This is a genomic window from Ensifer sp. ENS11 (assembly GCF_014851895.1).
In the GTDB taxonomy this organism is placed as follows: Bacteria; Pseudomonadota; Alphaproteobacteria; order Rhizobiales; family Rhizobiaceae; genus Ensifer; species Ensifer canadensis.
Genome location: NZ_JACVAN010000002.1, coordinates 1 through 12,864 on the forward strand (window position 1 = coordinate 1; position 12,864 = coordinate 12,864).

A 12,864-nucleotide genomic window follows, 5' to 3' on the forward strand; every position below is an offset into this window, starting at 1 on the left:
TCTGCTATATCGGCTGCGGCGTCACCACCGGCATCGGCGCGGTGATCAACACGGCCAAGGTCGAGATCGGCGCGACCGCGATCGTCTTCGGCCTCGGCGGCATCGGCCTCAATGTCATCCAGGGCCTGCGGCTTGCCGGCGCCGACATGATCATCGGCGTCGATCTCAACAACGACAAGAAGGCCTGGGGCGAACGCTTTGGCATGACCCACTTCGTCAATCCGAAGGAGGTTGGCGACGACATCGTGCCTTACCTCGTCAACATGACGAAGCGCGGGGCCGACCAGATCGGCGGCGCCGATTATACCTTCGATTGCACCGGCAACACCAAGGTGATGCGCCAGGCGCTCGAAGCCTCGCATCGCGGCTGGGGCAAGTCGGTGGTCATCGGCGTTGCCGGTGCCGGCCAGGAAATCTCCACCCGTCCGTTCCAGCTCGTCACCGGTCGCAGCTGGATGGGCACCGCCTTTGGCGGCGCCCGCGGCCGCACCGACGTGCCGAAGATTGTCGACTGGTACATGGAAGGCAAGATCGAGATCGATCCGATGATCACCCACACGATGCCGCTCGAAGACATCAACAAGGGCTTCGAGCTGATGCACTCCGGCGAGAGCATCCGCAGCGTGGTTCTCTACTAAGCTTAAAATCCGATTCAGGAAAGCGCCGGAATCGATTGTATTCCGGCGCTTTTTCGGTCCATTTGAGAAACGGATTCAGGATGATCTATGTCGATGCCGATGCCTGCCCGGTGAAGGCGGAAGTGCTGAAGGTGGCCGAGCGCCATGGCTTCAAGGTGACCTTCGTCGCCAACTCGGGCCTGCGACCGTCGCGCGACCCGATGGTCCACAACGTCATCGTGTCGGCAAGCTTCGACGCCGCCGACGACTGGATCGCCGAACGCGCGCATGAGGGCGATATCGTCGTGACTGCCGACGTGCCGCTTGCGGTTCGTTGCGTGGCCGCCGGCGCATTCGTCACCGGCCCGTCCGGGCGCGTCTTCGACAAGAGCAATATCGGCATGGCGTCTGCCATGCGCGACCTTGGCCAACACCTGCGCGAGACCGGCGAAAGCAAGGGCTACAATGCCGCCTTCACGCAACGCGACCGTTCGACCTTCCTCGAGACACTTGACCGACTCGCGCGCCAGACGAAAAAGTGAGGCGCGGCGTCAATCCGCAAGGGATCGCAGGGGCACTCCGATGACAGCGACGACAAGGCTCAGGCACTGGCCGTTCTACACCGCGCTCCCCTGTGCTCTTGCCAGCCTGCCCGTCATGTGGTTTGCCGCGCCGCGCTATAGTTTCGAAGTCTCAGCCGTCACTTTTTTCTGCGTCTACCTGATCATGAGCGCCCGGCGGCTGCGGATGATGACGGGCAAGCATCTCAAGACGCATGCGAGAAACACCGACGAACCCGAAGCGGTGATTTTCCTGGTCACTTTCGCAGCGGCCGCCACGGCGCTGGTCTCGCTGTTCTTCGCGTTGAACGGCGAAAGTAAGGGGCCAACGCTCGAACTGGCGCTAGCCTTTGCCTCGGTCGTTCTCGGCTGGGCGACCATCCACGTGATGGCGGCCATGCACTATGCCCATGTCTATTGGGTGCCTGACGACGGCGCGCAAACCCCTGCCCCGCAGCGCGGCCTCGATTTTCCCGAGACGCCGGAACCCGGCGGCTATGATTTCCTCTATTTTTCCTTCGTGATCGGCATGACCGCCCAGACTTCGGACGTCGCCATCACCACCACGGCGATGCGGCGCATCAACCTGATGCACGCCATCGTCTCCTTCTTCTTCAACACCGTGCTTGTCGCCGCTGCGGTCAACGCGGCCGTGCAACTCGCCGGCTGATCCCACGATATCCAAGGAGCATTTGATGAAAGTCCTTTCTCAGAACACCGCATTTGGCGGCATGCAGGGCGTCTTCTCGCACGAATCCGCGGCCTGCAAGGGCGAGATGACGTTTGCTGTCTTCGTCCCGCCACAGGCGATCAAGGAGCCGCGGCCGGTGCTCTGGTATCTCTCGGGCCTCACCTGCACCCATGCCAACGTGATGGAAAAGGGTGAGTACCGCCGTATGGCAGCCGAGCTCGGGCTGATCGTCGTCTGCCCCGACACCAGCCCGCGCGGCACGGAAGTTCCCGACGAACTCACCAACTGGCAGATGGGCAAGGGCGCAGGCTTCTACCTCGATGCCACGCAAACACCGTGGTCCGAGCACTATCAGATGTACAGCTACATCACCGAGGAGCTGCCGGCCTTCGTCAGCCAGCATTTTCGCATCGATATGAGCCGGCAGGGCATTTTCGGCCATTCGATGGGCGGTCACGGTGCAATGACCATCGCGCTCAAGCATCCGGACCGTTTCCGCAGCTGCTCGGCCTTTGCGCCGATCGTCGAGCCGTCGACGGCCGACTGGTCCATCGGCGCCTTCGAGAAATACCTCGGCGAGGACAGGGCCGCCTGGCGGCAATACGATGCCTGCGCGCTGGTCAAGGATGGTGCCCGCTTCCCGGAGTTCCTGATCGACCAGGGCAAGGCGGACAGTTTCCTCGACAACGGCCTGCGGCCATGGCTCTTCGAGGAAGCGATCAAGGGAACCGGCATCGACCTGACGCTGCGCATGCATGAGCGCTACGATCACTCCTATTACTTCATCTCGACCTTCATGGGCGATCATCTGAAGTGGCACGCCGAGCGGCTGGCCTGATCCCAGTGAAACGGCCGGAGGCTGCGATGTCCCAACTTCTTCTCGTCGGTGCCGGCGGCGCCATCGGATCGATGGCCCGCTATCTTGTCGGCCTTTGGACGGTTCAACGATGGGGCCCGGCCCTTCCATGGGGAACGCTCATGGTCAACGTCACCGGCTCGTTCCTGATCGGCTTGCTTGCGGAGCTGATCATGCGCAAGTTCGGCGCTTCGCCGGAGATGCGACTGTTCCTGATCACCGGCGTGCTGGGCGGTTACACCACCTTTTCGGCTTTTTCACTGGACGCCATTATGCTGCTCGAGCGTGGCGATGCTGCACTCGCGCTCGGCTACATCGCCGCCAGCGTCGTGCTTTCGATACTGGCGGTGTTTGCCGGGCTGGCCCTGATGCGCGCAATGGTCTAAAGGCTGCCTCTAAAGAACAGGAAGCAGGTTCGCTGAGATGGCAGGCATAGAACACAAGCAGGTGGACGGCGACGAGGCAGGCATGCGCCTCGATCGCTGGTTCAAGGTGCATTTCCCCGGACTGGGTTTCGGTCCGCTGCAGAAGCTGCTGCGCTCGGGCCAGATCCGTGTCGACGGCGGCCGCGTCAAATCCGACACGCGCCTGCAGACGGGCCAGACGGTCCGCATCCCTCCGCTTAACGTCGACGCCAAGGAGATAAAGACTGGCCCGATCGCCGGACGCGACCTTCGCCACTCGCCCGACGGGGAATTGCTGTCGCGCATGGTGCTGCACGAGGACGCGAAGGTTATCGTGCTGAACAAGCCGGCTGGGCTTGCGGTACAGGGCGGCTCCGGCGTCAACCGACACATCGACAAGATGCTCGAGGCATGGACCAACCAGCGTGGCGAAAAACCCCGTCTGGTTCATCGCCTCGACCGCGACACCTCCGGCGTTCTGGTGATTGCCCGCACGCGTGGCGCCGCGCAGAAGCTGACGGCTGCCTTCCGCGAGCGCGACACCAAGAAGACCTATTGGGCACTGGTGAAGGGCGTCCCGCGCAAGCGCGAGGACCGCATCTCGACCTGGCTGGTCAAGGAACAGACGCCGGACGGCGACCGCATGCGCATCGCCAAGCACGGTGAAGATGGCGCCGACCACGCCATTTCCTACTACCGTGTGCGCGAGCAGGCAGCACAGAACCTCGCCTGGCTGGAGATGGAGCCCTATACCGGCCGTACCCATCAGCTACGCGTGCATGCGCTGCACATCGGCCATCCGATCCTCGGCGACCCGAAGTATTTCGACGCCGATTTCAACTGGAGCCTGCCCGGCGGCATGCAGAACCGGCTGCACCTGCACGCACGCCATATCGATATCCCGCACCCGGATGGCGGTCGCCTGCGGGTGACTGCGCCGCTGCCGCCGCACATGGTCCAGAGCTGGAACCTGCTAGGCTTCGAAGAGAACGAGCCCGGCGAGGACGACTGATGAAACTGGCGCTTTTCGATTGCGATGGCACGCTGGTCGACAGCGGCGGTCTGATCCACGAAGTGATGGCACGGACCTTCGAAGCCTTCGAACTCGATCGACCCGAACTTTCCGCGACCAAGGGCATCATCGGCCTGACCCTTGACATCGCCATTGCTCGCCTGCTCGGACACGAGCATGTCGACGACCAGGCGCTGGCAATGACGGCCCATTACAAGGCGATTTTTGCCGGCGTGCGCGGCGAATCCGGATTTCAGGAGCTGCTGTTTCCCGGCATCGCGGAGATGATGCAGACGCTGTCCGGCCGCGACGAGCTGCTGATTGGCGCGGTCACCGGCAAATCGCGCCGCGGTCTGACGCATATCGCCGAGACCCACGGCTTCGACCGGATATTCTTCGTCTCGCGCACGGCCGACGACTGCCCTTCAAAGCCGCATCCAGCAATGGTCTCGGAATGCTGCTCGGAAGCCGGGATTGATCCGAGCGATACTGTCGTCATCGGCGATGCGATTTATGATATGCAGATGGCGAAGGCCGCCGGCGCCGCCGCCATCGGTGTTGCGTGGGGTTATGCCGACGTACCGGATCTCGTCGAGGCGGGGGCCGACTACATTGCACGGACGCCGGCCGACATCATGGAGTGGATGGAACACTATCATGCCTGATATTCGCGATGAACTCAGCGGTGCGTTGAGCCACGAGGACCCGGTCCGGCGCGCACAGATCCAGATGCTGAAGCCGCTGCCCAAGCGCTTCTACAAGGACGTCAGCATCGGCACTTCGGAAGACGGCGGCCACAGCGTGCTGCTTGACGGCCGACCGGTGCGCACGCCGGCGAAAAATCTGCTTGCGGTCCCGACCCTGAAGCTTGCCGAAATGCTGGCAGCCGAATGGGATGCGCAGGTCGAGGTCATCGACCCCGCCAAGATGCCGGTCACCCGGATCGCCAACACGGCGCTCGACGGTGTGGCGAAGGACCAGCGCTCGGTTTTCGAGGACATCTTACGTTTCGCTGGAACCGACTTGCTCTGCTACCGCGCGTCCAGCCCGGAAGGGCTCGTCGGACGGCAGAACGCCGTCTGGAACCCGGTGCTCGAATGGGCTGCGCAGTCGCTCGGCGCCCGCTTCATTCTGGCCGAGGGCGTCATCCACCAGGAACAGCCCGGTGAGGCAATCACCGCCTATGCAGAGGGCCTGCGCGCCTTTGCGACGCCGCTCGGCCTGACCTGCGTGCATACGATCACCACCTTGACCGGCTCGGCGCTGCTCGCGGTTGCGTTCGCGTCCGGCCGGCTGACCGCCGAACAGGCTTGGATTGCAGCCCATGTCGATGAGGACTGGCAGATCGAGCATTGGGGCACAGACGAGGAAGCGTTCAAGCGCCGCGAGGGCCGCTGGCAGGAGATGCAGGCGGCGACTGCCGTCCTCGACGCGCTGCGATAGCGGCGCGCCGGAACAGGCTGCGAAAGTCAGCTGCCCTTGCGAGAGATCTCTGACGTTGCGTTAGGCAGAAAGCTTCAGCCCGGCAATACCGGCAACGATCAGCGTGATGCAACCGAGGCGGACGAACGTCGCCGGCTCGGCAAAGAGGAAAATGCCGAGAATGACGGTACCGACCGTGCCGATGCCGGTCCAGACGGCATAGGCCGTGCCGAGCGGCAGCGTTCGGACCGCCAGACCAAGCAAGGCGATGCTAAGGATCATCGAACCGACGGTCAGGACCGTCGGCGTCAGCCGCGTGAAACCGTCGGTGTATTTGAGACCGATTGCCCAGCCGATTTCGAGGATACCGGCAAGCAGGAGGATTAACCAGGCCATTTCAAACTCCTAGAGTATGGAGCGAGGCCGTCCCCGCGGATGTTCGGTATCGAAAGTCTCAAAACCGTGCAGCCGTCTGCAACGCGGGTTCTATCTCACGGTTCTCTGACGGCAGCAAGATATGCCCGGGCAAATCAGCCCTGCACGCCCGGCAAGGCTTAAGCATTTCCAGCAAAAAGTGCGAAGCGGTTTCCCGCCAGGAAATGCGTCGCAACAGAGAGATGGAGTCAGTTCCGCTCACGCCGCAGCTTTGCCCACCATTCCAGCCGCTTGCGGATCTCTCGCTCGAAGCCGCGTTCCGGCGGGTCATAGAAGGTCTTGCGTCCCATCTTTTCCGGGAAATAGTCCTGGCCCGAAAACGCATCGGGCTCATCGTGGTCGTAACGATAGCCGTCGCCGTAGCCCTCGCCCTTCATCAACTTGGTCGGCGCGTTCAGAATATGCTTCGGCGGCAGAAGCGAACCGTTTTCCTTGGCCGCCCGCATGGCCGCTTTGTAAGCCATGTAGACACCATTCGATTTCGGTGCGGTCGCGAGATAGACGCAGGCCTGGGCCAACGCCAGTTCTCCTTCCGGCGAACCGAGATAATCATACGCATCCTTGGCGGCATTGCAGATCGCCAGTGCCTGAGGATCGGCAAGGCCGATATCCTCCACCGCCATGCGGACGAGGCGCCGTCCGAGATAGAGCGGATCCTCGCCGGCATCGAACATTCGGCAGAGATAATAAAGTGCCGCATCCGGGTCGGAGCCGCGCACCGATTTGTGCAGGGCCGAAATCAGGTTGTAGTGACCGTCCTGCCCCTTGTCGTAGACCGGCGCTCGTCGCTGCACGATCCTCTGCAGCGCGTCGACATCGAAGATCTCGTCCGCCCGCGCGGCGCGCCAGACCTCCTCGGCCAGCGTGAGCGCCGCCCGGCCGTCGCCATCGGCCATCCGGATCAGGCTTGCCCGGGCGTCCTCATCCAGCGGAAGAGGTTTGCCTTCCGTCTCTTCGGCGCGCTTCAGCAATTCTCGCAGGCTCTCTTCTCCATGCGGCTTGAACGTCAGCACACGGGCGCGTGACAAGAGAGCGGCGTTGAGTTCGAAAGACGGATTTTCTGTCGTCGCCCCGACCAAGATGACCGTGCCGTCTTCCATGACGGGCAAGAAGCTGTCCTGCTGGGCACGGTTGAAACGATGAATCTCATCGACGAAGAGCAAGGTCTGGCGGCCCGACATCCGCCGGGCCCTTGCCGATTCGAAAACCTTCTTGAGGTCGGCGACACCGGAAAAGATCGCCGAGATCTGCTCGAAGGCAAGCCCCGCCTCGCCCGACAGCAGCCGGGCGACCGTCGTCTTGCCCGTTCCAGGCGGTCCCCAGAAGATCATCGATCCGAGCGAGCCCGATGCGATCATGCGCGTCAACACGCCATCCACGCCCGTCAGGTGTTCCTGGCCGGTGACTTCGGACAGCGTGCGCGGCCGCAGACGATCGGCAAGCGGTCTTGCCGAGGTCATTTCCGGCGGCTCGGAGGACGAGAAGAGATCGCTCATCGGAAGAACTGACGAATGATCTGGCCATCGCGCTCGATTTCGACGCGCCAGAAGGAGGCACCCTCGGCCATCACGCTCTCCAATGTCTTCGAACTGTCGATCGACGCGCCGTTGACGGAGCGGATAATATCCTTCGGCGCCAGTCCGATGCGCGCGGCGGGCGAGCCACGGTTGATCTCGGTAACGACGACACCCTGCAGCGAGGTCGACATGCGCAGTTCGTCGGCCAATCGGGGAGAGAGATTGGCTACGACCGCACCGGCAAACGGATTGCGGCCCTCGATGAGGCGCTCGTCGCGGGGCGACGTCTCCGGTGCACGGTCGAGCTTCAGGCTGACATCGTGCGGTTTGCCGTTTTCGGAAACGGTGACGCGGGCCTCGTGGCCAATACCGACCGTGGTCAGGCGGTAGCCGAGGGCATCGGGATGTTCCACGGCGATGCCGTTGACCGCTGTGATCACCTGCCCCGGCTTGATGCCAGCTGAGGCTGCGGGCCCGTCGGTGACGACGGCGGTGACAAGCGCGCCGCGAGCGCGATCAAGGCCAAGAGCTTCCGCGACTTCTGAGGTCACGGGCTCGAAGGACGCGCCGATGAACGGACGCACGAAGGAGCCATTGCCGCCCTCGGCGGAGGCGACAAACACCTTTACCAGATTGGCAGGGATGGCAAAGCCGACGCCGTTCGAGCCGCCGCCCTTGGAGAAAATCGCGGTATTGATGCCGATCAGCGCACCGTTCATGTCGATCAGGCCACCGCCGGAATTGCCGGGGTTGATGGCGGCGTCCGTCTGGATGAAGAAGCCGAAATCGCCCGACGAAATCTGATTGCGGGCGAGCGCGGAAACGATGCCGCTCGTCACCGTCTGCCCGACGCCGAAGGGATTGCCGATCGCCAGAACGATATCGCCGACCTCGACCGCATCGGAATCGCCGATCGGGATGATGTCGAACGGACCATCGGACTGGATCTTCAGGACCGCAAGATCGAGGCGGTCATCCTTGAGCACGATCTTGCAGGGATATTCGCGGCCATCGGCAAGCGCCACCTTGATATCGTCGGCGCCTTCTATGACGTGGTTATTGGTAACGACGATGCCGTTCTTGCCGACGATCACGCCGGATCCGAGCGACGACTGCTTCTCGCTGCGGTTCGGCATGCGCTGCCCGAAGAACTCTTCGAAGAAGGGATCGCCCGAGAAGACCGACCGGCGCTCGACCACGCGCTCGGCATAGACGTTGACGACCGCATTCGCCGTCTGCTTGACCAGAGGCGAGAAGGAAAGCTGCATCTCGGTGCGCGACTGGGGCACGACCTTCGCATCCTGGGCCATTGCCGGACAGGCGAGAGAGACAGCGAGAACGAGCGTCGCAAGCGCCCTTGAACCAAAGATCATATGAAGCCTTCTCCTATTCGTCGCGGCTACGTTCAGATAGGATTTCGCAGGAAAAAAGGCAAACGTCACTGCGAGATACGCAAAGTCGGCGCCATCACGTAGAACGCACGAAAACGTGGTTATCCGCCTCTTTCTCAGTGATCGAAACTCTGGTCAGTTTGAGCAGACAAGACCCACACGTTGAAAGCGGAAAAGATCATGCCGGCCTATCGTCCACCGAGAATCGCATCGTCCGAAATCACGCCGGAGAGCTGCTTTCTCTCGCGCCGCGCCTTTCTAGCGACGACGGCAGGTGGTTTGCTGATTGCAGGCACTGGCGTCGGTTCGGTCCAAGCGGCTGCACTCGCCGCACCCAAGGGCAGATACACCGTCGAGGAGGATCTGACGCCGGAGGCCGACGTCACCGGCTACAACAATTTTTATGAGTTCGGGACCGGCAAGGCCGATCCTGCGGCCAACTCGGATACCTTCAAACCGACCCCATGGACCGTGAAGGTCGATGGTCTTGTCGGCAAGCCGAAGGAATTCGGGTTGGAGGAGCTTCTGGCGCTTCCAATCGAGGAGCGTGTCTACCGGATGCGTTGCGTCGAAGCCTGGTCGATGGTCATTCCCTGGACCGGGTTCCCGCTCGCAGCCCTGCTCGACAAAGTCGAGCCACTCGGCAATGCGAAATATGTCTCATTCGAGACCGTGGTGCGCCCCGAGGAGATGCCCGGCCAATCAGGCTTCTTTCAGGCTTTGCCCTGGCCTTACCGCGAGGGTCTGCGCCTCGACGAGGCGCGCCATCCGCTCACCATTCTCTCGGTCGGCGTCTATGGCAAGACCCTGCCAAATCAGAACGGTGCGCCGATCCGACTGGTCACTCCTTGGAAGTATGGCTTCAAGGGTATCAAGTCGATCGTGCGAATCTCGTTGACGGAAACGCCGCCGCCTTCGACATGGAACCTGTCGGCACCCAATGAGTACGGCTTCTATGCGAATGTTAACCCGACCGTCGACCATCCACGCTGGAGCCAGGCGACCGAAAACAGGATCGGTGGCGGTGGTTTCTTCGGCGCCAACCGACGCGATACCCTGCCCTTCAATGGCTATGCGGAAGAAGTCGCCGGTCTCTATGCCGGCATGGACCTGAGAGCGAACTTCTAAGAATGCCCAAGCTGCCCGCCCTGCCGAAACGCTTTCACTCCGCGTCCGTCTGGGGATTGTACGGGCTGGGCCTCTGTCCGGCCCTTGCCGCCTTTTACCTCGGCGCCACCGGACGCCTGCCTGGAAACCCCGTCAAGGAATTCGAGCACCTGCTCGGCATCTGGGCGCTGCGCTTTCTGGTCGCCACGCTGGCGATCACCCCCATCCGCGATATCTTCGGCGTCAACTGGCTGCGCTACCGGCGCGCACTCGGGCTGCTGGCGTTCTACTATGTGGTGATGCACTTCCTGGCCTATTTCCTGCTCGACCAGGTCCTGAACATCCCCGCCATCATCGCCGACATCGCCCGGCGCCCGTTCATCACCATCGGAATGGCCGGGCTGCTGATGCTCATCCCCCTGGCGCTGACATCCAACAATTGGTCGATCCGTAGGCTCGGCAGCAAATGGAACCAGTTGCACAAGCTTGCCTATGTGATCGCCGCGGCGGGAGCGCTGCATTTCGCCATGTCAGTCAAGGTGGTCGGCCTCGAGCAGATGACCTATCTGGCTTTGGTCACCTTGCTCCTTTGCTGGCGCCTGGTGCGCAAGCCCTATCTGAAGCGTAAACGGCAGGTCGCCAACCGACCGATCCGGACAGCGGAAACAGAAAAAGCGGCCGGGTGACGAACACCCGGCCGCTTTCAATTCAGCTTACCTGAAAAGATCAGGCTGCTTCTGCGGCGTCAGCTTCAGCTGCGACGCGAGCGCGATCCTTCGCACCCTTTGCATCGGTGTCGCGGTCAACGAATTCGATGACGGCGAGAGCAGCGTTGTCGCCCTGGCGGAAACCAGCCTTCATGATACGCAGGTAGCCGCCGTTGCGGGTGGCGTAACGCGATGCGATCGTGTCGAACAGCTTCGAAACGACAGCGGCGTCGCGGATCTGCGAGATCGCCTGACGACGAGCATGCAGGTCGCCGCGCTTGCCGAGAGTGACGAGCTTTTCAACGATCGGGCGGATTTCCTTAGCCTTCGGCAGGGTCGTAACGATCTGCTCGTGCTCGATCAGCGAAGCTGCCATGTTGGCAAACATCGCCTTGCGGTGGCTGGCGGTTCTATTCAGCTTGCGGCCGGCTTTACCGTGGCGCATTGCTATTCTCCTTCACTTGCAGGCATCTGCCCGCAGTCTAATGGTTAGTATTGGTCTTCGTAACGCTTGGCGAGATCTTCGATGTTCTCAGGCGGCCAGGACGGCACTTCCATGCCGAGGTGCAGGCCCATGGAAGCGAGAACTTCCTTGATTTCGTTCAGCGACTTGCGACCAAAATTCGGCGTGCGGAGCATTTCTGCTTCGGTCTTCTGAATGAGGTCGCCGATGTAGACGATGTTGTCGTTCTTCAGGCAGTTGGCCGAACGGACGGAAAGTTCCAGTTCGTCGACCTTCTTGAGAAGCGCCGGGTTGAAGGCGAGCTCGGTGACTGCCTCTTCCTCTGCTTCCTTCTGCGGCTCGTCGAAGTTGACGAAAACCGACAGCTGGTCCTGAAGGATGCGGGCCGCAAACGCGATCGCATCTTCACCGGTGACGGAGCCGTCCGTCTCGATGGACATCGTCAGCTTGTCATAATCAAGAACCTGGCCTTCGCGGGTGTTTTCCACCTTGTACGAGACCTTCTTGACCGGCGAGTACAGGCTGTCGACCGGGATGAGGCCGATCGGAGCATCTTCCGAACGGTTACGGTCAGCCGGAACGTAGCCCTTGCCGTTGTTGACGGTGAACTCCATGCGGATTTCAGCGCCCTCGTCGAGGGTGCAGATCACATGGTTCGGGTTGAGGATTTCGATGTCGCCAACCGTCTGGATGTCACCGGCGGTTACAACGCCCGGACCCTGCTTGCGCACAACCATGCGCTTTGCGTCGTCGCCATCCATCTTGATGGCGATTTCCTTGATGTTGAGCACGATGTCCGTCACGTCTTCCCGAACGCCCGGGATAGAGGAGAACTCGTGCAGGACGCCGTCGATCTGCACCGCGGTAACAGCAGCACCGCGAAGCGACGACAGCAGCACGCGGCGAAGCGCGTTGCCGAGCGTCAGACCAAAGCCGCGTTCAAGCGGTTCCGCGACCAACGTTGCCTTGGTGCGGCCCGAGGAGATGAACTCCACCTTGTTCGGCTTGATCAGTTCCTGCCAATTTTTCTGGATCATGTTTTGTGCCTTCCGTTCGTTGTCACCATCCAATCGTGACAACCGAGCCCCGAAGTCCGGGAGCACGCCGAAGCGCCCTCACCGGCATTTTGAACGCAAATGATCAGACGCGGCGCTTCTTGCGCGGGCGGCAACCGTTGTGCGGGATCGGGGTCACATCGCGGATCGAGGTGATCATGAAGCCCGCAGCCTGCAGCGCGCGAAGTGCGGATTCACGGCCGGAACCCGGACCGCAAACTTCAACTTCAAGCGACTTCATGCCGTGTTCCTGGGCCTTCTTGGCGCAGTCTTCAGCGGCGATCTGAGCGGCAAACGGGGTCGACTTACGCGAGCCCTTGAAACCCTTGGCACCGGCAGACGACCAGGCAATTGCGTTGCCCTGTGCGTCGGTGATGGTGATCATGGTGTTGTTGAACGACGAATTGACGTGCGCGACGCCAGACGTGATGTTCTTGCGTTCGCGACGGCGAACGCGGGTGGCTTCCTTGGCCATAGGATCCCTTTCTTAGATCTCTGCACCGCCGTAATTCCAGCGGCTCCACCGGGAAAGGAATTTTCGTCCCCTGCCCTGCTTCTTCAGTTTCATCCAGGACCGGTGGAACCGGCCCTGCAGGCATTTCGCAAAACCGGTTAGGCAATGCGACG

The 12,864-nt window shown here is 61.8% G+C and carries 16 protein-coding genes; 10 read left to right on the top strand and 6 right to left on the bottom strand.

The window, feature by feature from the left end:
• From IB264_RS04030 to IB264_RS04065, 8 genes are all read left to right on the top strand, one after another.
• Positions 1–638, top strand: a 638-nt coding sequence (locus IB264_RS04030; protein WP_192433194.1) for a zinc-binding dehydrogenase, incomplete at its 5' end; no start/stop codon positions are given.
• A gap of 80 nt (positions 639–718) precedes the next feature.
• Positions 719–1,159, top strand: coding sequence for a YaiI/YqxD family protein (locus IB264_RS04035; RefSeq protein WP_025426699.1), 441 nt, complete (start codon positions 719–721; stop codon positions 1,157–1,159).
• 40 nt (positions 1,160–1,199) lie between these two features.
• Positions 1,200–1,847, top strand: coding sequence for a DUF1345 domain-containing protein (locus IB264_RS04040; protein ID WP_025426698.1), 648 nt, complete (start codon positions 1,200–1,202; stop codon positions 1,845–1,847).
• Positions 1,848–1,872: 25 nt separating this feature from the next.
• Positions 1,873–2,706: an S-formylglutathione hydrolase gene (gene fghA, locus IB264_RS04045; protein WP_025426697.1), complete on the top strand. Its 834-nt coding sequence runs from the start codon at positions 1,873–1,875 to the stop codon at positions 2,704–2,706.
• 26 nt (positions 2,707–2,732) lie between these two features.
• Positions 2,733–3,110 (top strand): fluoride efflux transporter CrcB, encoded by a 378-nt coding sequence (crcB, locus tag IB264_RS04050; RefSeq protein WP_025426696.1) that lies wholly within the window; start codon positions 2,733–2,735, stop codon positions 3,108–3,110.
• Between the two features lie 37 nt (positions 3,111–3,147).
• Entirely contained in the window at positions 3,148–4,140 is a 993-nt protein-coding gene (locus tag IB264_RS04055) for an RluA family pseudouridine synthase (RefSeq protein ID WP_025426695.1), read from the top strand.
• A complete protein-coding gene (locus IB264_RS04060) occupies positions 4,140–4,805 on the top strand; it encodes an HAD-IA family hydrolase (RefSeq protein ID WP_025426694.1) in 666 nt (221 codons plus the stop codon). Before IB264_RS04055 ends, IB264_RS04060 begins: the two co-directional genes overlap by 1 nt.
• On the top strand, positions 4,798–5,583 hold the full coding sequence (locus IB264_RS04065) for an ATP12 family chaperone protein (protein ID WP_025426693.1): 786 nt from the start codon (positions 4,798–4,800) through the stop codon (positions 5,581–5,583). The genes IB264_RS04060 and IB264_RS04065 overlap by 8 nt, the downstream gene beginning before the upstream one ends.
• A gap of 60 nt (positions 5,584–5,643) precedes the next feature.
• Here the strand turns inward: IB264_RS04065 and sugE are convergent, their stop codons facing one another.
• The 3 genes from sugE to IB264_RS04080 all read right to left on the bottom strand — a co-directional run bounded on the left by sugE (position 5,644) and on the right by IB264_RS04080 (position 8,887).
• On the bottom strand, positions 5,644–5,958 hold the full coding sequence (gene sugE / locus IB264_RS04070; RefSeq protein ID WP_025426692.1) for a quaternary ammonium compound efflux SMR transporter SugE: 315 nt from the start codon (positions 5,956–5,958) through the stop codon (positions 5,644–5,646).
• 227 nt (positions 5,959–6,185) lie between these two features.
• A complete protein-coding gene (locus IB264_RS04075) occupies positions 6,186–7,493 on the bottom strand; it encodes a replication-associated recombination protein A (protein ID WP_025426691.1) in 1,308 nt (435 codons plus the stop codon).
• Positions 7,490–8,887 carry a DegQ family serine endoprotease gene (locus IB264_RS04080; RefSeq protein ID WP_025426690.1) on the bottom strand — a complete coding sequence of 466 codons (1,398 nt, stop codon included), beginning with the start codon at positions 8,885–8,887 and terminating at the stop codon, positions 7,490–7,492. Before IB264_RS04080 ends, IB264_RS04075 begins: the two co-directional genes overlap by 4 nt.
• 198 nt (positions 8,888–9,085) lie before the next feature.
• Here IB264_RS04080 and msrP point away from each other — a divergent pair, with 198 nt between their 5' ends.
• Positions 9,086–10,033 (top strand): protein-methionine-sulfoxide reductase catalytic subunit MsrP, encoded by a 948-nt coding sequence (gene msrP, locus IB264_RS04085; RefSeq protein WP_025426689.1) that lies wholly within the window; start codon positions 9,086–9,088, stop codon positions 10,031–10,033.
• A gap of 2 nt (positions 10,034–10,035) precedes the next feature.
• Positions 10,036–10,698, top strand: coding sequence for a protein-methionine-sulfoxide reductase heme-binding subunit MsrQ (gene msrQ / locus IB264_RS04090; protein WP_025426688.1), 663 nt, complete (start codon positions 10,036–10,038; stop codon positions 10,696–10,698).
• 40 nt (positions 10,699–10,738) lie between these two features.
• On the opposite strand, the gene rplQ is transcribed toward msrQ, so the two are convergent.
• From rplQ to rpsK, 3 genes are all read right to left on the bottom strand, one after another.
• Entirely contained in the window at positions 10,739–11,164 is a 426-nt protein-coding gene (gene rplQ, locus IB264_RS04095) for a 50S ribosomal protein L17 (RefSeq protein WP_025426687.1), read from the bottom strand.
• A gap of 44 nt (positions 11,165–11,208) precedes the next feature.
• The gene (locus tag IB264_RS04100) at positions 11,209–12,219 is read right to left on the bottom strand and encodes a DNA-directed RNA polymerase subunit alpha (RefSeq protein WP_025426686.1); all 1,011 of its coding nucleotides are present in this window, start codon (positions 12,217–12,219) and stop codon (positions 11,209–11,211) included.
• Between the two features lie 103 nt (positions 12,220–12,322).
• Positions 12,323–12,712: a 30S ribosomal protein S11 gene (gene rpsK, locus IB264_RS04105; RefSeq protein WP_003536496.1), complete on the bottom strand. Its 390-nt coding sequence runs from the start codon at positions 12,710–12,712 to the stop codon at positions 12,323–12,325.
• Positions 12,713–12,864 lie beyond the last annotated feature (152 nt).